Source organism: Pseudomonas sp. NFX15, assembly GCF_049132105.1.
Taxonomy (GTDB): domain Bacteria; phylum Pseudomonadota; class Gammaproteobacteria; order Pseudomonadales; family Pseudomonadaceae; genus Aquipseudomonas.
On record NZ_JAFMPV010000010.1, the window covers coordinates 157,088 to 176,085 of the forward strand.

Below are 18,998 nucleotides of genomic sequence, written 5' to 3' on the forward strand. Positions count from 1 at the left end.
ACCTTGTAGGAGCTGGCTTGCTAGCGAAGGCGTTCGATCATTCAATGCATGGCTTTCGGGCCTCTTCGCTGGCAAGCCAGCTCCTACAAGTGAGCTGGAATCGCAGACAAAAAAACGCCCCGAACCAGTCGGGGCGTCAGATTTGCGGCGTTGCGGTTTCTAATCGGTCCGCAACGGCCGTTTACTCAAGCGAAGCAGATCAGTGGAACTGTTCTTCTTCAGTCGAACCGGTCAGCGCGGTTACCGAGGACGAGCCACCCTGGATCACGGTGGTCATGTCGTCGAAGTAGCCGGTGCCCACTTCCTGCTGGTGAGCCACGAAGGTGTAACCCTTGGCAGCGTCAGCGAATTCCTGCTCTTGCAGCTTCACGTAGGCAGTCATGTCGTTGCGGGCGTAGTCGTGCGCCAGGTTGAACATGCTGTGCCACATGTTGTGAATGCCGGCCAGGGTGATGAACTGGTGCTTGTAACCCATGGCGGACAGTTCGCGCTGGAACTTGGCGATGGTCGCGTCGTCCAGGTTTTTCTTCCAGTTGAAGGAAGGCGAGCAGTTGTACGACAGCAGTTGGTCCGGGTATTCCTTTTTGATCGCTTCGGCGAAACGACGAGCCTCGTCCAGGTCTGGCTTGGCGGTTTCGCACCAGATCAGGTCGGCGTACGGAGCGTAAGCCAGGCCGCGGGCGATGGCCTGGTCCAGGCCTGCGCGCACTTTGTAGAAGCCTTCCTGGGTACGTTCGCCAGTGACGAATGGCTGGTCGTACGGGTCGCAGTCCGAAGTCAGCAGGTCAGCGGCGTTGGCGTCGGTACGGGCCAGGATGATGGTCGGCGTACCGGCAACGTCGGCCGCCAGACGAGCAGCGGTCAGCTTCTGTACGGCTTCCTGGGTCGGAACCAGTACCTTGCCGCCCATGTGGCCGCATTTCTTCACGGAAGCCAGTTGGTCTTCGAAGTGAACGCCGGCGGCGCCTGCTTCGATCATGCTCTTCATCAGCTCGTAGGCGTTCAGTACGCCGCCGAAACCGGCTTCGGCGTCAGCCACGATTGGCGCGAAGTAGTCGATGTAGCCAGCGTCGCCCGGGTTCTTGCCGGCTTTCCACTGGATCTGGTCAGCGCGACGGAACGCGTTGTTGATGCGCTTGACCACGGTCGGAACCGAGTCCACCGGGTACAGCGACTGGTCCGGGTACATCGATTCGGCGGAGTTGTTGTCCGCAGCCACTTGCCAGCCCGACAGGTAGATTGCCTGGATACCGGCTTTGACTTGTTGCACAGCCTGGCCGCCGGTCAGGGCGCCCATGCAGTTGACGAAATCTTTCTCAGGACGGAAGGCCGGCTTGGCACCCTGGGTGACCAGGTTCCACAGCTTCTCGGCGCCCATTTTTGCAAAGGTGTGCTCTGGTTGAACCGAGCCACGCAGGCGGACGACGTCAGCAGCGGAGTAAGTGCGTGTCACGCCTTTCCAGCGCGGGTTTTCAGCCCAGTCTTTTTCGAGGGCTGCAATTTGCTGTTCGCGTGTCAGTGCCATGGGAGATAAACCTCGTCGCGTCTTTATGAAAAGTTGTTCTGCGGTGGAAAATTCCTGCGCTCGCTGACCAGAAGCTTTGATGGTCAAGTCGGATTCGGCGGGGAGGGCGACAAGATGAACGATGGGCTCGAGGGGAAGTGAGCAGGTAAAGGCGAACTGCGGGCGCATTCGGGCGTCGTGGGCCGTAGTACGAACATCAGTGTGGTGCCGGGTTACCTAATTACGCTTCCGTCCCTCGGGACAACTTCGTTCCAGTCGACAACCTCGTCAAACACACCTTGTGGGCGGTACAGACACGAAGCGGTTCGCGGGGGTAAGTTGCGAACATCGCCTCGAAGGCCCTTGCCAGGGCCCCTGATTAGCGGGAGCGAGGCCATCATGCCTTTGCTTTTTTGCCTCGTCAAACGTTTTGTAGTGCTTTTTTTCGAGCACTACATCTTTGGTCTAATACGACTCGCCGGTCAGTTTTCGGGGCTTTAGTCCAAAGTGTCGACTTTCACCCGCAACGTCATGTCGTTGCGGCTCTGGGTCGAGTAGCTATGGGTCTGGCCCTGTTTGTCGGCCTGGGTCTGGCCGTTCATGCCCGCCAGCAGGATCCATTCGCCCAGGTGCCCGGTGACGGTTGTGTCGGTGCTTTGCACGTTCACTACATCGGGACGTTCCTGGCTCATGCGGTCACGGTTGGTGCTAATCGACAAGTGAACGATGTCGCCGGTGACGTTTGCGGTGACGTAGAAACCCTGGGTGACGTTGCGGTATTGGGTTTCGCTGCTGTAACCGCCGTAGGAATCGGTCTGGCTGCTGGTGATCGGTACGCTCTGGCCGACCTGGATCAGCGCCGGGGTGCCTTCGCTGGCCTGGACTTGTTGTGTGCCGCCGTCGCGGCTGTCGGTGTTGTAGCTGATGATGTGCGTCTGGCTGGGCTTGGCGCCGTTGACCGAGTAACCCTGGTCGCCCTGACCGTTGCTGTCGCGGGTGTCGACGGTGATCAGCAGGCGTTTGGGGGCGGTGTCGAGTTGCGAGAGAAGGGCTTTAAGTTCGTCGATCTTGCGTTGATCGGCGTTGACGATCAGCTGGCTACCGTAGGCGCTGACCTGGCCGTCCTTGCCGACGAAATCCTGCGCCACTGGCAGCAGGTCGGCACTGGTGTGGTATTTGAGGGGCACGATTTCCGTGGCTGCCATCACCGAAACACTGCAGCCGAGCAGCAGGGTGGTGAGCAGGGTGCGTAGGGACATGTCCGTTTTCTCCGCGTTCTAGAGGCTTGATATTGCCAGTTTGTCGGCCTTGTGTGCCGCTAGTTGAATCGTAGACAGCAAAACGCCCCGGCATCGTGCGATGTCGGGGCGTTTTAGGGTGCTGCCTATTGCTTTGGTATCAGGCCGAATGGCGGACCATGTCGACATGCGGAATCCCGGCTTCCAGGAACTCCTCGCTGACCAGGCTGAAACCCAGGCGCTCATAGAACGCCGTGGCCTGAACCTGGGCGCTGAGCATTTGCTGCTTCAGGCCGCGCGCTTCGGCCTCTCCAATCACCGCTTGCATCAGCGCATCGCCGACTTTCAAGCCGCGCCAGTCCTTGAGCACCGACACCCGGCCGACGTGGCCGTCGGGCAGCAGGCGGGCGGTACCAATTGGAAAATCGCCTTCGTACGCGAGGAAATGCACGGCATCAACATCATCGGCATCCCATTCCAATTCTGGCGGAACCGATTGCTCGGCCACGAACACCGTTTCACGAATGCGCCGGATCTCGGCGTTGTCTTTCTGCCAGTCGGCGACACGCACGCGAATTTTATTCGTCATCGGCAAACCCCAGGCTTCCTTGCTTGACCAGTTCGCACAGCAGGCTGCGGCCGTCTTCATCGTTCAGCCACTCGCCGAGGTTGTCGGCGTGCAGCGCGTCAGCGGAGCAGATCATCTTCAGCAGTTCGCGCAGCTTGCCCGGCAGGTAACGGCTCTGGCCGCTGGCGAACAGCAGCAGGTCGTCGTCGACTTCGGACCACGCCAGGCGAGCGCTCGGGTTGCGGATCAGGATCGCACCTTGCTCCAGCTCGTTCATGACATCGCCTTCTTCGACGTCTTCCGGGCCAACCACCAGTTCCGGGTAGCGTGGCTCGGTCATGAACTGGCCGAACCAGGTCAGCAGCAGGCGCTCGTCGCTCATGTGCTCGGCCAGCAGGCCCTTGAGGCGGTCGAGTGCGTCGCGCTGGATCTGGTGAGGATCGGCTGCCGGCACCGCGTCGGCATCGGTGTAGCGCTCTTCGTCCGTCAGGAACTGGCTGAGGAAGTCGGTGAAGTGGGTCAGCACTTCGGCGGCGCTCGGCGCACGGAAGCCGACCGAGTAGGTCAGGCAGTCATCGACGGCCACGCCGCAGTGGGCCAGGCGCGGCGGCAGGTAGAGCATGTCGCCCGGTTCCAGCACCCATTCGTCGGTGGCTTCGAAATCAGCGAGGATGCGCAGGTCGGCGTGGGCCAACAGCGGGCTCTCGGTGTTGCACATCTGGCCGATCTTCCAGTTGCGCTTGCCGTGGCCTTGCAGCAGGAACACGTCGTAGTTGTCGAAGTGCGGACCGACGCTGCCACCCGGCGCGGCGTAGCTGATCATCACGTCGTCGATGCGCCAGCTCGGCAGGAAGCGGAAATTGTCCAGCAGCTCGCTGACTTCCGGTACGAACTGGTCCACGGCTTGAACCAGCAGGGTCCAGTCACGTTCAGGCAGCTTGCTGAATTCATCTTCGGCGAACGGGCCGCGACGCAGCTCCCACGGACGCTCCCCGTTCTCGATGATCAGGCGCGATTCGACTTCTTCTTCCAGCGCCAGGCCGGCCAGTTCGTCAGCGTCGATCGGGCTCTCGAAATCAGGAATCGCCTGGCGGATCAGCAGGGGTTTTTTCTGCCAGTAGTCGCGCAGGAATTCCCGTGCCGTGATGCCGCCCAGAAGTTGAAGAGGAATGTCAGGATTCATGTGTAACCTATTGAAAAAATGCACTTTTCAGACGGGAATAAAAACGCCCGGCGCGGCCGGGCGTCTTCAAAGGGTCTAGCGATCGATCAGATGCGTTTGGCTTGTTCTACAGCGTTGCCGATGTAGTTGGCCGGGGTGAGCAGTTTCAGCTCAGCCTTGGCGGCGGCTGGCATGTCCAGGCCGTCAATGAAAGTCTGCAACGCTTCAGGGCTGATGCCCTTGCCGCGGGTCAATTCTTTCAGTTTTTCGTACGGGTTTTCGATGTTGTAGCGGCGCATCACGGTCTGGATCGGCTCGGCCAAGACTTCCCAGCAGGCGTCCAGGTCGGCGGCAATCTTCTGCTCGTTGAGCTCAAGCTTGCTGATGCCCTTGAGGCTGGCTTCGTACGCGATCACGCTGTGGGCGAAGCCGACACCGAGGTTACGCAATACGGTGGAGTCGGTCAGGTCGCGCTGCCAGCGGGAGATTGGCAGTTTGCTCGCCAGGTGCTGGAACAGTGCGTTGGCGATACCCAGGTTGCCTTCGGAGTTTTCGAAGTCGATCGGGTTGACCTTGTGCGGCATGGTCGACGAACCGATTTCACCCGCGATGGTGCGCTGCTTGAAGTAACCCAGGGAGATGTAGCCCCAAATGTCACGGTCGAAGTCGATCAGGATGGTGTTGAAGCGAGCGATCGCGTCGAACAGCTCGGCGATGTAGTCGTGCGGCTCGATTTGCGTGGTGTACGGGTTGAAGCCCAGACCCAGCTCGTCTTCGATGAAGGCGCGGGCGTTGGCTTCCCAGTCGATCTCAGGGTAGGCCGACAGGTGAGCGTTGTAGTTGCCGACAGCGCCGTTGATCTTGCCCAGCAGCGAAACGGCAGCGACCTGAGCGATCTGGCGCTCGAGGCGGTAAACCACGTTCGCCAGTTCTTTGCCCAGGGTGGTCGGCGAGGCCGGTTGGCCGTGGGTGCGCGACAGCATCGGCACGTCGGCGAAGCGGATGGCCAGTTCGCGGATGGCATTGGCGGTCTGGCGCATCAGCGGCAGCATCACGTCATCACGGCCTTCGCGCAGCATCAGCGCGTGGGACAGGTTGTTGATGTCCTCGCTGGTGCAGGCAAAGTGGATGAATTCGCTGACCTTGGCCAGTTCCGGCAGCTTGGCCGCTTGCTCTTTGAGCAGGTATTCGATGGCCTTGACGTCGTGGTTGGTGGTGCGCTCGATCTCTTTGACGCGCTCGGCGTGCTCCAGAGAGAAGTTTTCCGCCAGGGTGTTCAACACAGCGTTGGCTTCGGCGGAAAACGCCGGCACTTCGCTGATGGCAGGGTGAGCGGCCAGGCGCTGGAGCCAACGCACTTCAACCAGAACACGGGCTCGGATCAGGCCGTACTCGCTGAAAATTGGGCGCAGGGCCTGGGTTTTGCCGGCGTAGCGGCCGTCAACAGGGGAAACCGCAGTGAGCGAAGAGAGCTGCATGGGGTGTTCTCGGACAGTCGGGCAACGAAATGGGGCGCGTATCATACATGAAAAAATCCGCCGGTCCGTCGCCAACTGACCGGCGTATTACGCGTATTGCTGAGTTCGGTGCTGTCGATGCGAGTTATTCGTTGCGCATCAAGGGGTAAAGCTCTTTGAGCAATTTTCGACGGCTCATCACCAACTGCCAGCGATGACCGCCCAACTGGCGCCACAGGCGCGCCGAACGGATGCCGGCCAGCAGCAAGGCACGAATTTTCGAAGCGTTGCTTGGTTGCTGCAGGTTGCGCATGTCACCGTGCACCTGGATGCGTTGGCGCAGCGTGCTCAAGGTTTCCTGGTACAAGGCGCCGCAGGCTGCGATCACGTTTTCGTGCGCCGGGCCGAAGTGTTCGACCTGGGACTGAATCTGCGGCAAGCGCTTGCCGATCACGTCGAGCATGTCGTTGCGCTTGGCCAGTTGACGCTCAAGGCCGAGCATCGCCAAGGCATAACGCAGCGGTTCACGCTGCAGGGCGCTCGGATCGCGCTCGAGGGCGCCGACCAGGGCGCGATAGCCTTCGCGCAAGTTGATGTCGTCGCCGCCGTAGACTTCCAGTGTGTCCTTGGGGTCGCGAATCAGCAGGCTGCCGAGCATGCAGGTCAGGCCGGCCTCGTTGGTCTGGCCGGTTTTGGCAATCCTGTCCACCAGCACCGCGGCGAGGAACACGCCGCCCAGTGCCGTGAGTTGCTCCTGAATCGGGTTCATTGGGCCTGGCCCTTGCTCGTCCATGGCTCTGCGACTTCGATCACGCCGCCACCGAGGCAGATTTCACCGTCGTAGAACACCACGGACTGGCCCGGAGTGACTGCGCGTTGCGGGTCATCGAAGGTCGCGCGGTAACCGGTCGCGGTTTTTTCCAGGGTGCAGGGCTGGTCGCCCTGGCGATAACGGACCTTGGCGGTCAGCCGGCGCGGCTGGCTCAGGTCGATCGGGTTGACCCAATAGATGTCCGAAGCGAGCAGGGCGCGGGAGAACAGCCACGGGTGATCATTACCCTGGCCAACGATCAGCTCGTTGTGCTCCAGGTCCTTGATCAGCACGTACCACGGCTCATCGCTGGCATCTTTCAGGCCGCCAATGCCCAGGCCCTGACGCTGACCGATGGTGTGGTACATCAGGCCATGGTGGCGGCCGATGATTTCACCTTCGGTGGTCTTGATCTCGCCCGGTTGCGCCGGCAGGTACTGCTTGAGGAAGTCGCTGAAGCGGCGCTCGCCGATAAAGCAGATTCCGGTGGAATCCTTTTTCTTCGCGGTCGCCAGCTCGTATTTCTCGGCGATGGCGCGCACTTGCGGTTTTTCCAGTTCGCCGACCGGGAACAGGGTCTTGGCGATCTGCTCGCCGCCGACAGCGTGCAGGAAGTAGCTCTGGTCCTTGTTCGGGTCCAGGCCCTTGAGCAGTTCGGTGCGGCCATCGATGTCGCGACGACGCACGTAGTGGCCGGTGGCGATCAGGTCGGCGCCCAGCATCATAGCGTAGTCGAGGAACGCCTTGAACTTGATTTCGCGGTTGCACAGGATGTCCGGGTTCGGCGTGCGTCCGGCCTTGTATTCGGCCAGGAAGTGCTCGAACACGTTGTCCCAGTACTCGGCGGCGAAGTTGGCGGTGTGCAGCTTGATGCCAATCTTGTCGCACACGGCTTGCGCATCCGCCAGGTCGTCCATGGCGGTGCAATATTCCGTTCCATCGTCTTCTTCCCAGTTCTTCATGAACAGGCCTTCCACCTCATAACCCTGCTCGATCAGCAGGAGGGCAGAAACGGAAGAGTCCACGCCGCCGGACATGCCGACAATGACGCGCTTCTTTTGTGTGTCAGAAGGGGCTGGATCACGCATAGGGATTCAATGAGTGTCTTGAAAAAGGACGCGATTCTATCAGGCTCACGGCCTCAAGGCTAAAGAGAAGGGCGGATCAGTTCCAGACCGAAGCGGTGGCCTTCCAGGTAATCGTCGATGCAACGGATGATCAGCTCGCTGCGCCAGTTGTCGCGCTGCTCGATTAATTCCTCGCGGGTCAACCACTTGGCACCGACGATGCCGTCGTCCAGTTGATAGTCGGGGTTATGTTTGAGTGCCTTGGCGATAAAGCACACCCGTTGATAGGTCACGCCGTTGCTGGGGGCGGTGTAGAGATAAATGCCCAAGACGCCGGTCGCTTCGACGTCCCAACCGGTTTCCTCGAGGGTTTCGCGAACGGCGGCTTCGGTCAGGGTTTCATGCGGATCGAGGTGACCGGCGGGCTGGTTGAGCACCACGCGCCCGTGCTTGAGTTCCTCGACCATCAGGAAGCGGCCGTTGTCTTCGACGATGGTGGCAACGGTGATGTGGGGTTTCCAGTCCATGAAGTGTCCTCAATATAGAATATTGACACCCGCCCCCTGTAGGGGCTGGCTTGCCAGCGAAGGCGTTCGAAAGGTCGATGCATGGCTCGAGATCGGATTCGCCGGCAAGCCGGCTCCTACAGGGTATGCGTCGCCACAAGGATGGTCGTGCGACCCGGTTATTGTAGGAGCTGGCTTGCCAGCGAAGGCGGTGGGTCAGTCAATGAAGGCTTTGAATGATAAATTGCCTTCGCTGGCAAGCCAGCTCCTACAGGATTGCTTGCTTGGGCCAGAAACACAAACCCCGGCACAGGGCCGGGGTGTGTGATGTTCCCTAACAACCTTAAACCAGCGCAGCAACCGCCGCGTTGAAGGTTGCGCTTGGGCGCATGGCCTTGCTGATCAGCTCGGCGTCGGCGTGGTAGTAACCGCCGATGTCCACTGGCTTGCCCTGCACGGCGTTGAGCTCGGCAACGATGGTTGCCTCGTTCTCGGTCAGGGTCTTGGCCAGGGTCGCGAACTGCGCTTGCAGTGCAGCGTCTTCGGTCTGGGCGGCCAGGGCTTGAGCCCAGTACAGCGCCAGGTAGAAGTGGCTGCCGCGGTTGTCGATGTTGCCGACTTTGCGCGATGGCGACTTGTTGTTGTCCAGGAACTGGCCGGTGGCCTGGTCCAGGGTCTTGGCCAGAACCAGCGCCTTCGGATTGTTGTAGGTCACGCCCAGGTGTTCCAGGGACGCGGCCAGAGCCAGGAATTCACCCAGCGAATCCCAACGCAGGAAGTTTTCTTCCAACAGTTGTTGAACGTGCTTGGGCGCCGAACCGCCAGCGCCGGTTTCGAACAGGCCACCGCCGTTCATCAGCGGCACGATCGACAGCATCTTGGCGCTGGTGCCCAGTTCCATGATCGGGAACAGGTCGGTCAGGTAGTCGCGCAGTACGTTGCCGGTCACCGAGATGGTGTCCTTACCGTCGCGGGTGCGCTGCAGGGTGTACTTCATGGCGTCGACCGGAGCCATGATCTGGATGTCCAGGCCGGCGGTGTCGTAATCCTTCAGGTAAGCCTGAACCTTCTCGATCACCACGCCGTCGTGGGCGCGCATCGGGTCCAGCCAGAAAATCGCTGGGGTCGAGCTTGCGCGAGCGCGGTTGACGGCCAGTTTGACCCAGTCCTGGATCGGCGCATCTTTGGTCTGGCACATGCGGAAGATGTCGCCGGCTTCAACAGCCTGTTCCATCAGCAGGTTGCCCTTGCTGTCGGTGACGCGAACAACGCCGTCAGCCTTGATCTGGAAGGTCTTGTCGTGGGAGCCGTACTCTTCGGCTTTCTTCGCCATCAGGCCGACATTCGGCACGCTGCCCATGGTGGTTGGATCGAACGCGCCGTTGGCTTTGCAGTCTTCGATCACAGCCTGGTAGATGGTCGCGTAGCAGCGATCCGGGATCACGGCCTTGGTGTCGTGCAACTGGCCGTCGGTGCCCCACATTTTGCCGGAGTCACGGATCATGGCCGGCATCGAGGCGTCGACGATCACGTCGCTCGGCACGTGCAGGTTGGTGATGCCTTTGTCGGAGTTGACCATCGCCAGGGAAGGACGAACGGCGTAGACCGCCTGGATGTCGGCTTCGATCGCGGCTTGCTGCTCGGCCGGCAAGGCCTTGATACGAGCGTACAGGTCGCCGATGCCGTTGTTCAGGTTGAAGCCGATCTGGGCCAGCACGTCAGCGTGCTTGGCCAGTGCATCCTTGTAGAACTCGGCAACGATCTGGCCGAACATGATTGGGTCGGAGACCTTCATCATGGTCGCTTTCAGGTGAACCGACAGCAGCACGCCTTGTGCCTTGGCGCTTTCGATTTCAGCGGCAATGAAGCTGCGCAGGGCGTTTTTGCTCATGACCGCGCAATCGAGGATCTCACCGGCTTGTACGCTGGTCTTTTCTTTCAGGACGGTAGCGGTACCGTCTTGAGCGATCAGTTCGATTTTCACGGCGTCAGCGGCGTCGATCAGGGCGGCTTTTTCGCTGCCGTAGAAATCGCCGGTGCTCATGTGCGCAACGTGGGACTTGGAGTCCTTGGCCCAGGCGCCCATCTTGTGCGGGTGCTTGCGTGCGTAGTTCTTGACCGACAATGGCGCGCGGCGGTCGGAGTTGCCTTCACGCAGGACCGGGTTCACGGCGCTGCCCTTGATCTTGTCGTAGCGCGACTTGGCTTCTTTGTCGGCGTCGCAGATTACGGTTTCCGGGTAGTCCGGAAGGTTGTAACCCTGGGCTTGCAGTTCTTTGATCGCGGCTTGCAGTTGCGGAACCGAGGCGCTGATGTTCGGCAGCTTGATGATGTTGGCTTCAGGCGTAACGGCCAGGGCGCCCAGTTCGGCGAGGTGGTCGGCTACGGCTTTGTCACCCAGTTGCTCGGGGAAGCTGGCCAGGATGCGCCCTGCAAGAGAGATATCGCGGGTTTCAACGGCGATATCGGCCGAAGCGGTATAGGCCTCGATGATAGGCAACAGAGAATAGGTGGCGAGGGCTGGGGCTTCGTCGGTGAAGGTATAGATGATCTTCGAGCGGGTGGGCATATTCGGATTAACTCTCTCTTCTTTGCTAAAGCGGGCGCAGAAACTCGAGTGCGCCGGGTAAGCGCGTTCGTTCAAAGTCATCCATGAGCCGAATATCGAGGTTTCGTTGCTGTGATGTTGGGTGCATCAGTAGGGTGTCAAGTAGCCGGGATGCGGTAACAGACCGGCGTAACTGGCGGAAATGCTCGTCGTAGAGCGGTTCGACCTGACGTGACCCTTTAGTCAGCGGCGGCATTATACATAGGTAGCTGGCAATCTGCCGATGGTTCATATGCATCCAGATTCGTCCATTGGTCTAAAGGTCGCAGGGACGCGCCGGGCGCAAGGTCGTCCGTCGTGCTTGAGTTTGGCACTTTTCCCTTTGCTTTCAGGCCTGTAGCGCGCGGGTTGCAAGGCTTTGCAGCAGATGGATGGAACATAGGGTTTGCGCGCCGATTCAACTGGGTTACGCTCGAACCAAGCCAGATGTTCAATCCAATCAATGGAGTTCAGCATGGGTTACAAGAAGATTCAGGTTCCAGCCGTCGGCGACAAAATCACCGTCAATGCAGACCATTCTCTCAATGTTCCTAATAACCCGATCATCCCCTTCATCGAAGGCGACGGCATTGGCGTCGACATCAGCCCGGTCATGATCAGGGTTGTCGATGCTGCTGTTAAGAAGGCCTACGGTGGCGAACGCAAGATTTCCTGGATGGAAGTGTACGCTGGGGAAAAAGCGACTCAGGTTTACGATCAGGACACCTGGCTGCCTCAGGAAACCCTGGACGCGGTCAAGGATTACGTGGTTTCCATCAAGGGCCCGCTGACCACTCCGGTCGGTGGTGGCATTCGTTCGCTGAACGTGGCCCTGCGTCAGCAACTTGACCTCTACGTCTGCCTGCGCCCGGTGCGCTGGTTCGAAGGCGTGCCTAGCCCGGTCAAGAAGCCAGGCGACGTCGACATGACGATCTTCCGCGAGAACTCCGAAGACATCTACGCCGGCATCGAGTGGAAGGCGGGTACGCCGGAAGCCACCAAGGTCATCAAGTTCCTGAAAGAAGAAATGGGCGTAACCAAGATCCGTTTCGACGAGAACTGCGGTATTGGCGTCAAGCCGGTCTCCCTGCAAGGCACCAAGCGCCTGGCGCGCAAGGCCCTGCAATATGTGGTCGACAACGATCGCGACTCGCTGACCATCGTGCACAAAGGCAACATCATGAAGTTCACCGAAGGTGCCTTCAAGGAATGGGCCTACGAAGTGGCGGCTGAAGAGTTCGGCGCGACCCTGCTCGATGGCGGTCCGTGGATGCAGTTCAAGAACCCGAAAACCGGCAAGAACGTCATCGTCAAGGACGCCATCGCCGACGCCATGCTCCAGCAGATCCTGCTGCGCCCGGCCGAATACGATGTGATCGCGACCCTGAACCTGAACGGCGACTACCTGTCCGACGCCCTGGCGGCGGAAGTGGGCGGCATCGGTATTGCGCCAGGTGCCAACCTGTCCGACACCGTGGCCATGTTCGAAGCCACCCACGGTACCGCGCCGAAGTACGCCGGCAAGGACCAGGTCAACCCGGGCTCGCTGATCCTGTCCGCGGAAATGATGCTGCGCCACATGGGCTGGACCGAAGCGGCCGACCTGATCATCAAGGGCACCAACGGCGCAATTTCCGCCAAGACCGTGACCTATGACTTCGAGCGTCTAATGGATGGCGCGAAGCTGGTGTCGTCTTCCGGCTTCGGTGACGCGCTGATCTCGCATATGTAAATAACGCAGGCACACAAAAACCGCCTGGATCAACAAGTTGAGCCAGGCGGTTTTTTTATGGCTGGGTGACGTGGCGGTATCAGGCCGTCACGGTCTGTTGCTCGGCAAGTGTCACGGTATTCGAGCCATCTACAGGGTCGCCGATGTTGACCGCGTGCAGGCCTTTAGGTCCCTGGATGATATCGAATACGACAGCTTGCCCGGCTTTCAGGGTTTTATAACCTTCCATTTTGATGGCCGAGTAGTGAGCAAACAGATCTTCTGTCTTGCCTTCCTCGTTGATGAAACCGTAACCCTTGGCATTGTTGAACCACTTCACCTTGCCGACTGCCATACCCAACTCCCTCTGCAACAGACTCCATCACTGGAGTATCATCCAGTTCATCCGCAGTCGAATCTGTAAATAAGATTGACTCCGCGGACCTTTTTTACCCACTGTGGGCTCTATTGGTTGTAACACCGTTTTGCCGATAGTCAAGCTGACCCGGCAGTCGGAGTTGAAAACGCTGATAGCCGTCCCCACCATGTATTTGAACAACTGACGAACCTTTCTTTCCATGCATGCAATCAGCCAGATTCGACTAACATTCAATCAGGATCGCCCGACTCTCCAGAAAGATCGCCCGGAGGTACACGACGACGATTCGGCAGGCATTGCTGTTCAGGAGGCAAAGCCTGCACTTCAGGCGCCGCCGATGTACAAGGTGGTTTTGTTCAACGATGACTACACACCGATGGATTTCGTCGTCGAAGTGCTCGAGGTGTTTTTTAACCTGAATCGCGAGCTGGCGACCAAGGTCATGCTGGCCGTCCATACAGAAGGACGGGCAGTATGTGGAGTGTTTACCCGCGACATCGCCGAGACCAAGGCCATGCAGGTCAACCAGTACGCCAGGGAAAGCCAGCATCCGCTACTCTGTGAAATCGAGAAGGACGGTTAATCGCCGACCACTTGGGTATGAGGTGAAGCTATGTTAAACCGCGAGCTCGAAGTCACCCTCAATCTTGCCTTCAAGGAAGCCCGTTCGAAACGTCATGAGTTCATGACCGTCGAACACCTCTTGCTGGCCCTATTGGATAATGAGGCTGCCGCCACCGTATTGCGTGCGTGCGGCGCAAACCTCGACAAACTCAAGCATGACCTGCAGGAGTTCATCGACTCCACCACGCCATTGATCCCCGTACACGACGAGGATCGCGAAACCCAGCCAACCCTGGGCTTCCAGCGTGTACTGCAGCGTGCTGTGTTCCACGTACAGAGCTCGGGCAAACGCGAAGTGACTGGCGCCAACGTGCTGGTCGCGATCTTCAGTGAGCAAGAGAGTCAGGCAGTGTTCCTGCTGAAACAGCAGAGCGTTGCCCGTATTGATGTCGTCAACTACATCGCCCACGGCATTTCCAAGGTGCCAGGGCACGGCGATCACTCTGAAGGTGAGCAAGATATGCAGGACGACGAGGGCGGTGAGTCTTCTTCTTCAGGCAATCCGCTGGATGCTTATGCCAGCAATCTCAACGAACTTGCGCGCCAGGGTCGAATCGATCCATTGGTAGGCCGCGAACTGGAAGTCGAGCGCGTTGCGCAGATCCTGGCGCGCCGCCGCAAAAACAATCCGCTGCTGGTGGGCGAGGCGGGCGTGGGTAAAACCGCGATTGCCGAAGGCCTGGCCAAGCGCATCGTCGATAACCAGGTGCCGGACCTGCTGGCCAACAGCGTGGTGTATTCCCTCGACCTGGGTGCCTTGCTGGCCGGTACCAAATACCGCGGCGATTTCGAGAAACGCTTCAAGGCGTTGCTCAATGAACTGAAAAAACGTCCGCAGGCGATCCTGTTCATCGACGAAATCCACACCATCATCGGTGCAGGTGCTGCGTCGGGCGGTGTCATGGATGCCTCGAACCTGCTCAAGCCGTTGCTGTCCTCGGGTGATATCCGTTGCATCGGATCGACTACGTTCCAGGAGTTCCGGGGGATTTTCGAGAAGGACCGTGCCTTGGCCCGGCGCTTCCAGAAGGTCGATGTGTCGGAGCCTTCGGTAGAAGACACCATTGGCATTCTGCGCGGCCTGAAAGGTCGGTTCGAGAGCCATCACAACATCGAGTACAGCGATGAGGCCCTGCGCGCAGCGGCTGAGCTGGCCTCGCGTTACATCAATGATCGGCACATGCCGGACAAGGCCATCGATGTTATCGACGAGGCGGGTGCCTACCAGCGCCTGCAACCGGTCGAAAAGCGCGTCAAACGCATCGAGGTGCCGCAGGTCGAGGACATCGTCGCGAAAATTGCGCGGATTCCGCCTAAGCACGTCACCAGTTCCGATAAAGAGCTACTGCGTAATCTTGAGCGAGACCTGAAATTGACGGTGTTTGGCCAGGATGCCGCGATCGATTCACTGGCAACTGCGATCAAGCTGTCCCGTGCCGGCCTCAAGTCGCCTGACAAGCCTGTCGGTTCGTTCCTGTTCGCCGGGCCGACCGGGGTCGGTAAAACCGAAGCGGCGCGTCAGTTGGCCAAGGCGTTGGGTGTCGAGTTGATTCGTTTCGACATGTCCGAGTACATGGAACGGCACACCGTATCGCGTCTGATCGGTGCACCTCCAGGTTATGTCGGGTTCGATCAGGGTGGCCTGCTCACCGAAGCCATCACCAAGCAACCACACTGCGTGCTGTTGCTCGATGAGATCGAGAAGGCGCATCCGGAAGTCTTCAACTTGCTACTGCAGGTCATGGACCACGGTACGTTGACCGATAACAACGGGCGCAAGGCGGATTTCCGTAACGTGATCGTCATCATGACGACCAACGCCGGTGCCGAGACTGCCGCCCGTGCTTCGATCGGTTTCACCTTCCAGGACCACTCGTCCGATGCGATGGAAGTGATCAAGAAGAGCTTCACACCGGAGTTCCGCAACCGTCTGGACACCATTATCCAGTTTGGTCGCCTCAGTCATGAGGTCATCAAGAGCGTGGTGGACAAGTTCCTTACCGAGCTTCAGGCGCAGCTGGAAGACAAGCGTGTATTGCTGGAAGTCACCGATGCTGCTCGCAGCTGGCTGGCCGAAGGTGGCTACGACGCGGCGATGGGTGCTCGCCCAATGGCACGCCTGATCCAGGACAAGATCAAGCGTCCGCTGGCGGAGGAGATTCTCTTTGGCGAACTGGCCGAGCATGGTGGTGTGGTACACATCGACATCAAGGACGGCGAGCTGACCTTCGAGTTCGAGACCACCGCCGAAATGGCCTGACGTTCTATCGCGGTAAAGCAAAAAGGCGCCGTGAGGCGCCTTTTTGTTGTCTGCCAAATACACCGCTGATCCTGTAGGAGCGGGCTTGCCCGCGAAAGCGGCGGATCAGCTTGCATCAATGCTGGATATGCCGACGTCTTCGCGGGCAAGCCCGCTCCTACAGGGGTTGGTTTGGCAGCCAAATCCCGCACAAACAAAAACGCCCGGCATGTGCCGGGCGTCTTGTATTGACCTGATTAGCGAGCGCGGTAAGTGATGCGCCCTTTACTCAAGTCATAGGGAGTCAGCTCTACGCGCACTTTGTCGCCGGTAAGAATACGGATGTAGTTCTTGCGCATCTTGCCGGAGATGTGCGCGGTTACGACGTGCCCATTTTCCAACTCCACACGAAACATGGTGTTGGGCAGGGTGTCGACGACAGTGCCTTCCATTTCGAAGCTGTCTTCTTTCGACATGCAGTAAAGCCCTCGGTGTCCAATGAATGGCCCGGTGCAACTGCGCCAGGCAAAAGCGGCGTGCATTGTGCCCGAAAAATGGGGTTTAAGCCAAGGGGTTTAGGGGGTGGTCTAGCTGAGAACCACCCAGCGCTGGTTAATCAGCAGTTCGATGGGTCGATATTGCGTCTTGTAGTTCATCTTTTTGCAGTTTTTGATCCAGTAGCCAAGGTACACCGCTTCCAGTCCCAGTCGCCGGGCTTCGGCAATTTGCCAGAGGATTGCGTAGCGCCCAAGACTGCGACGCTCTTCGTCGGGTTCGTAGAAGGTGTAGACCGCCGACAGGCCGTTCGGCAGCAAGTCGGTGACGGCGACGGCCAGCAGCTGGCCATTCAGGCGGAATTCATAGAACCGTGAAAACGGCAGGTCGCGCACCAGGAATGTCGAAAACTGGTCACGACTGGGCGGGTACATGTCGCCATCGGCGTGGCGCTGTTCGATGTAGCGCTGGTAAAGGTCGAAATATTCTTCGTTGAAGCAAGGCTTGGCCGGGCGCACCTGTAGATCCGCATTGCGCTTGAAGATGCGTTTTTGTTGCCGGTTGGGCGTGAACTGCGCCACGGGAATGCGCGCCGGTACGCACGCATTGCAATTCTGGCAATGCGGCCGGTAGAGATGGTCACCGCTGCGCCGAAAACCCATCTCTGACAGATCTGCATAGACGTGCACATCCATGGGCTGGCTAGGGTCGAGAAACAGGGTCGTGGCCTGCTCCTCAGGCAGATAACTGCAAGAGTGCGGCTGAGTGGCATAGAACTTCAAACGCGCCAACTCGGTCATGATCAACCCTCGGGATAGTGCTTTGGATTAAGTGTAAGCCACCTGCGCAAAAGTCGCTCAGCAAACCCAGGTTGCGCGATTGGGTTGGTCCAGATGCTGTGCCAGGTAGTTGGCAAACTCTCGGCGGGGGATCGCCCGGGCGCCGAGACTGTGCAGGTGATCGGTCGGCATCTGGCAATCGATCAGCACGAAACCCGAGTCTTTCAGATGTCGAACCAGGGTGGCAAAGCCGAATTTCGAGGCGTTGTCGGCTCGGCTGAACATCGATTCACCGAAAAATAACTGGCCCATCGCCAGGCCATACAGCCCGCCCACCAGTTCGTCGCCGTCCCAGACTTCCACTGAGTGCGCGTGGCCGCGCCGGTGCAGTTCTATGTAGGCCTCCTGCATGGCGTTGGTGATCCAGGTGCCGTCGGCGTAATCGCGCGGCGCTGCGCAGGCGCGGATGACGGCGGCGAAGTCCTCGTCGAAGCTCACTTGATAGCGTTGCTGGCGCAGCAGTTTGTTCAGGCTGCGCGAGACGTGCAGTTCGTCGGGAAACAGAACCGTGCGCGGGTCCGGCGACCACCAGAGGATCGGCTGGCCTTCGGAGAACCATGGAAAGCAGCCGTGGCGGTAGGCGTTGATCAACCGATCAGCGGACAGGTCACCGCCGGCTGCCAGCAGCCCGTTGGGGTCGCGCATGGCTTTTTCCAGCGGTGGAAAAGTCAGGGTGTTGCGTTGTAACCAAGTCAGCATGGCATCCGGGCTTGCAGAAGGGGAGGGGCAGTGGCGGGCACTATTAGCCCGCCATAAAGTTTGCCTTCAAACGGCAGGAATGTCGTCGAGGTATTTTTCGGCGTCCAGCGCGGCCATGCAACCAGCCCCGGCTGACGTCACAGCCTGGCGATAGACATGGTCAGCCACGTCACCGGCGGCAAACACACCTGCAATCGCCGTGGCAGTGGCGTCGCCTTCACTGCCGCCCTTGACCAGCAGGTAGCCGTCGCGCATTTCCAGTTGCCCGGTGAACAGGTCGGTGTTGGGCTTGTGGCCGATGGCAATAAATACCCCGGCCAGTGTCAACTCCGTGGTTTCACCGGTGTGGCTGTCGCGCAGGCGGGCGCCGGTCACGCCACTGGCGTCGCCGAGTACTTCGTCCAGGTTCTGATTCCAGTGCAAGCGGACGTTGCCATTGGCGGCTTTCTCGAAGAGTTTGTCCTGGAGGATCTTCTCCGAGCGCAGTTTGTCTCGGCGGTGGACCAGGTGCACTTCCTTGGCAATGTTCGACAGGTACAACGCTTCTTCGACCGCCGTGTTGCCGCCGCCGACCACCGCGACCACCTGGTTGCGATAGAAGAACCCGTCACAGGTGGCACAGGCCGATACGCCCTTGCCGGCAAAGGCCTCTTCCGACGGCAGGCCCAGGTATTGTGCGGATGCGCCGGTGGCGATGATCAGTGCGTCGCAGGTGTAAGTGCCGCCATCGCCAATCAGCTCGAACGGCCGTTGTTGCAACTTGGCGGTATGGATGTGGTCGTAAACGATCTCGGTGGCAAAGCGCTCGGCGTGTTTTTGCATGCGCTCCATCAACACTGGGCCGGTCAGGCCTTCGACGTCGCCGGGCCAGTTATCGACTTCGACGGTGGTGGTGAGCTGGCCACCTGCCTGTATGCCGGTAATGACAACGGGCTTGAGGTTGGCGCGGGCGGCATAAACGGCTGCGCTGTAACCGGCAGGGCCGGAACCCAGGATGATCAGGCGGGAATGCTTTGCAACGCTCATAAAAACACCTCATAAGCCTTTGTCACAAAAGAGAATGCATGCTCAAATTGAACCGTATGCCATGGGCTTTTGACTATGCTGTACCC

Annotated in this window: 17 protein-coding genes; 3 read left to right on the forward strand and 14 right to left on the reverse strand. The window is 59.3% G+C overall.

Going from position 1 to position 18,998, the window contains the following annotated elements:
- Positions 1–199 precede the first annotated feature (199 nt).
- The 9 genes from aceA to J1D76_RS13660 all read right to left on the reverse strand — a co-directional run bounded on the left by aceA (position 200) and on the right by J1D76_RS13660 (position 10,882).
- Positions 200–1,525, reverse strand: coding sequence for an isocitrate lyase (gene aceA, locus J1D76_RS13620; RefSeq protein WP_095079283.1), 1,326 nt, complete (start codon positions 1,523–1,525; stop codon positions 200–202).
- A 476-nt stretch (positions 1,526–2,001) separates the two neighbouring features.
- Entirely contained in the window at positions 2,002–2,763 is a 762-nt protein-coding gene (locus J1D76_RS13625; protein ID WP_421138798.1) for a secretin N-terminal domain-containing protein, read from the reverse strand.
- Positions 2,764–2,902: 139 nt separating this feature from the next.
- Positions 2,903–3,331, reverse strand: a complete 429-nt coding sequence (locus tag J1D76_RS13630) for a GNAT family N-acetyltransferase (RefSeq protein ID WP_421138799.1) — start codon at positions 3,329–3,331, stop codon at positions 2,903–2,905.
- Positions 3,321–4,493, reverse strand: a complete 1,173-nt coding sequence (locus J1D76_RS13635) for a JmjC domain-containing protein (RefSeq protein WP_421138800.1) — start codon at positions 4,491–4,493, stop codon at positions 3,321–3,323. The genes J1D76_RS13630 and J1D76_RS13635 overlap by 11 nt, the downstream gene beginning before the upstream one ends.
- An 86-nt stretch (positions 4,494–4,579) precedes the next feature.
- Positions 4,580–5,950 (reverse strand): adenylosuccinate lyase, encoded by a 1,371-nt coding sequence (purB, locus tag J1D76_RS13640; protein WP_421138801.1) that lies wholly within the window; start codon positions 5,948–5,950, stop codon positions 4,580–4,582.
- 124 nt (positions 5,951–6,074) lie between these two features.
- The gene (hflD, locus tag J1D76_RS13645; RefSeq protein ID WP_421138802.1) at positions 6,075–6,698 is read right to left on the reverse strand and encodes a high frequency lysogenization protein HflD; all 624 of its coding nucleotides are present in this window, start codon (positions 6,696–6,698) and stop codon (positions 6,075–6,077) included.
- Positions 6,695–7,828: a tRNA 2-thiouridine(34) synthase MnmA gene (gene mnmA, locus J1D76_RS13650; protein WP_008062013.1), complete on the reverse strand. Its 1,134-nt coding sequence runs from the start codon at positions 7,826–7,828 to the stop codon at positions 6,695–6,697. Before mnmA ends, hflD begins: the two co-directional genes overlap by 4 nt.
- A gap of 59 nt (positions 7,829–7,887) precedes the next feature.
- A complete protein-coding gene (locus J1D76_RS13655; protein ID WP_421138803.1) occupies positions 7,888–8,334 on the reverse strand; it encodes an NUDIX hydrolase in 447 nt (148 codons plus the stop codon).
- Positions 8,335–8,656: 322 nt separating this feature from the next.
- Positions 8,657–10,882, reverse strand: a complete 2,226-nt coding sequence (locus tag J1D76_RS13660) for an NADP-dependent isocitrate dehydrogenase (RefSeq protein ID WP_421138804.1) — start codon at positions 10,880–10,882, stop codon at positions 8,657–8,659.
- A gap of 493 nt (positions 10,883–11,375) precedes the next feature.
- On the opposite strand from J1D76_RS13660, the gene icd reads away from it, so the two are divergent.
- A complete protein-coding gene (icd, locus tag J1D76_RS13665; protein WP_421138805.1) occupies positions 11,376–12,632 on the forward strand; it encodes an NADP-dependent isocitrate dehydrogenase in 1,257 nt (418 codons plus the stop codon).
- Between the two features lie 79 nt (positions 12,633–12,711).
- Here icd and cspD read toward each other — a convergent pair whose 3' ends face one another.
- Complete coding sequence (cspD, locus tag J1D76_RS13670; RefSeq protein WP_421138806.1) at positions 12,712–12,966, reverse strand: cold shock domain-containing protein CspD; 255 nt, start codon at positions 12,964–12,966, stop codon at positions 12,712–12,714.
- 223 nt (positions 12,967–13,189) lie between these two features.
- Here cspD and clpS point away from each other — a divergent pair, with 223 nt between their 5' ends.
- Positions 13,190–13,573, forward strand: coding sequence for an ATP-dependent Clp protease adapter ClpS (gene clpS / locus J1D76_RS13675; RefSeq protein ID WP_421138807.1), 384 nt, complete (start codon positions 13,190–13,192; stop codon positions 13,571–13,573).
- 30 nt (positions 13,574–13,603) lie between these two features.
- Positions 13,604–15,874: an ATP-dependent Clp protease ATP-binding subunit ClpA gene (gene clpA / locus J1D76_RS13680; RefSeq protein WP_421138808.1), complete on the forward strand. Its 2,271-nt coding sequence runs from the start codon at positions 13,604–13,606 to the stop codon at positions 15,872–15,874.
- 236 nt (positions 15,875–16,110) lie between these two features.
- Here clpA and infA read toward each other — a convergent pair whose 3' ends face one another.
- The 4 genes from infA to trxB all read right to left on the reverse strand — a co-directional run bounded on the left by infA (position 16,111) and on the right by trxB (position 18,912).
- Positions 16,111–16,329, reverse strand: a complete 219-nt coding sequence (infA, locus tag J1D76_RS13685; RefSeq protein ID WP_002553999.1) for a translation initiation factor IF-1 — start codon at positions 16,327–16,329, stop codon at positions 16,111–16,113.
- A gap of 111 nt (positions 16,330–16,440) precedes the next feature.
- Positions 16,441–17,148: an arginyltransferase gene (locus J1D76_RS13690; RefSeq protein ID WP_421138809.1), complete on the reverse strand. Its 708-nt coding sequence runs from the start codon at positions 17,146–17,148 to the stop codon at positions 16,441–16,443.
- Between the two features lie 57 nt (positions 17,149–17,205).
- Positions 17,206–17,886, reverse strand: coding sequence for a leucyl/phenylalanyl-tRNA--protein transferase (gene aat / locus J1D76_RS13695; RefSeq protein ID WP_421138810.1), 681 nt, complete (start codon positions 17,884–17,886; stop codon positions 17,206–17,208).
- Between the two features lie 66 nt (positions 17,887–17,952).
- The gene (gene trxB, locus J1D76_RS13700) at positions 17,953–18,912 is read right to left on the reverse strand and encodes a thioredoxin-disulfide reductase (protein WP_421138811.1); all 960 of its coding nucleotides are present in this window, start codon (positions 18,910–18,912) and stop codon (positions 17,953–17,955) included.
- Between the last annotated feature and the right edge of the window lie 86 nt (positions 18,913–18,998).

Excerpts from the sequence above, each read along its gene's own strand:
- mnmA (WP_008062013.1), bottom strand. The coding sequence starts at position 7,828 with ATGCGTGATCCAGCCCCTTCTGACACACAAAAGAAGCGCGTCATTGTC.
- clpA (WP_421138808.1), top strand. The coding sequence starts at position 13,604 with ATGTTAAACCGCGAGCTCGAAGTCACCCTCAATCTTGCCTTCAAGGAA.
- J1D76_RS13655 (WP_421138803.1), bottom strand. The coding sequence starts at position 8,334 with ATGGACTGGAAACCCCACATCACCGTTGCCACCATCGTCGAAGACAAC.
- infA (WP_002553999.1), bottom strand. The coding sequence starts at position 16,329 with ATGTCGAAAGAAGACAGCTTCGAAATGGAAGGCACTGTCGTCGACACC.
- cspD (WP_421138806.1), bottom strand. The coding sequence starts at position 12,966 with ATGGCAGTCGGCAAGGTGAAGTGGTTCAACAATGCCAAGGGTTACGGT.
- aceA (WP_095079283.1), bottom strand. The coding sequence starts at position 1,525 with ATGGCACTGACACGCGAACAGCAAATTGCAGCCCTCGAAAAAGACTGG.
- icd (WP_421138805.1), top strand. The coding sequence starts at position 11,376 with ATGGGTTACAAGAAGATTCAGGTTCCAGCCGTCGGCGACAAAATCACC.
- J1D76_RS13635 (WP_421138800.1), bottom strand. The coding sequence starts at position 4,493 with ATGAATCCTGACATTCCTCTTCAACTTCTGGGCGGCATCACGGCACGG.
- J1D76_RS13660 (WP_421138804.1), bottom strand. The coding sequence starts at position 10,882 with ATGCCCACCCGCTCGAAGATCATCTATACCTTCACCGACGAAGCCCCA.
- aat (WP_421138810.1), bottom strand. The coding sequence starts at position 17,886 with ATGCTGACTTGGTTACAACGCAACACCCTGACTTTTCCACCGCTGGAA.
- J1D76_RS13625 (WP_421138798.1), bottom strand. The coding sequence starts at position 2,763 with ATGTCCCTACGCACCCTGCTCACCACCCTGCTGCTCGGCTGCAGTGTT.
- J1D76_RS13690 (WP_421138809.1), bottom strand. The coding sequence starts at position 17,148 with ATGACCGAGTTGGCGCGTTTGAAGTTCTATGCCACTCAGCCGCACTCT.
- purB (WP_421138801.1), bottom strand. The coding sequence starts at position 5,950 with ATGCAGCTCTCTTCGCTCACTGCGGTTTCCCCTGTTGACGGCCGCTAC.
- clpS (WP_421138807.1), top strand. The coding sequence starts at position 13,190 with ATGCATGCAATCAGCCAGATTCGACTAACATTCAATCAGGATCGCCCG.
- J1D76_RS13630 (WP_421138799.1), bottom strand. The coding sequence starts at position 3,331 with ATGACGAATAAAATTCGCGTGCGTGTCGCCGACTGGCAGAAAGACAAC.
- hflD (WP_421138802.1), bottom strand. The coding sequence starts at position 6,698 with ATGAACCCGATTCAGGAGCAACTCACGGCACTGGGCGGCGTGTTCCTC.
- trxB (WP_421138811.1), bottom strand. The coding sequence starts at position 18,912 with ATGAGCGTTGCAAAGCATTCCCGCCTGATCATCCTGGGTTCCGGCCCT.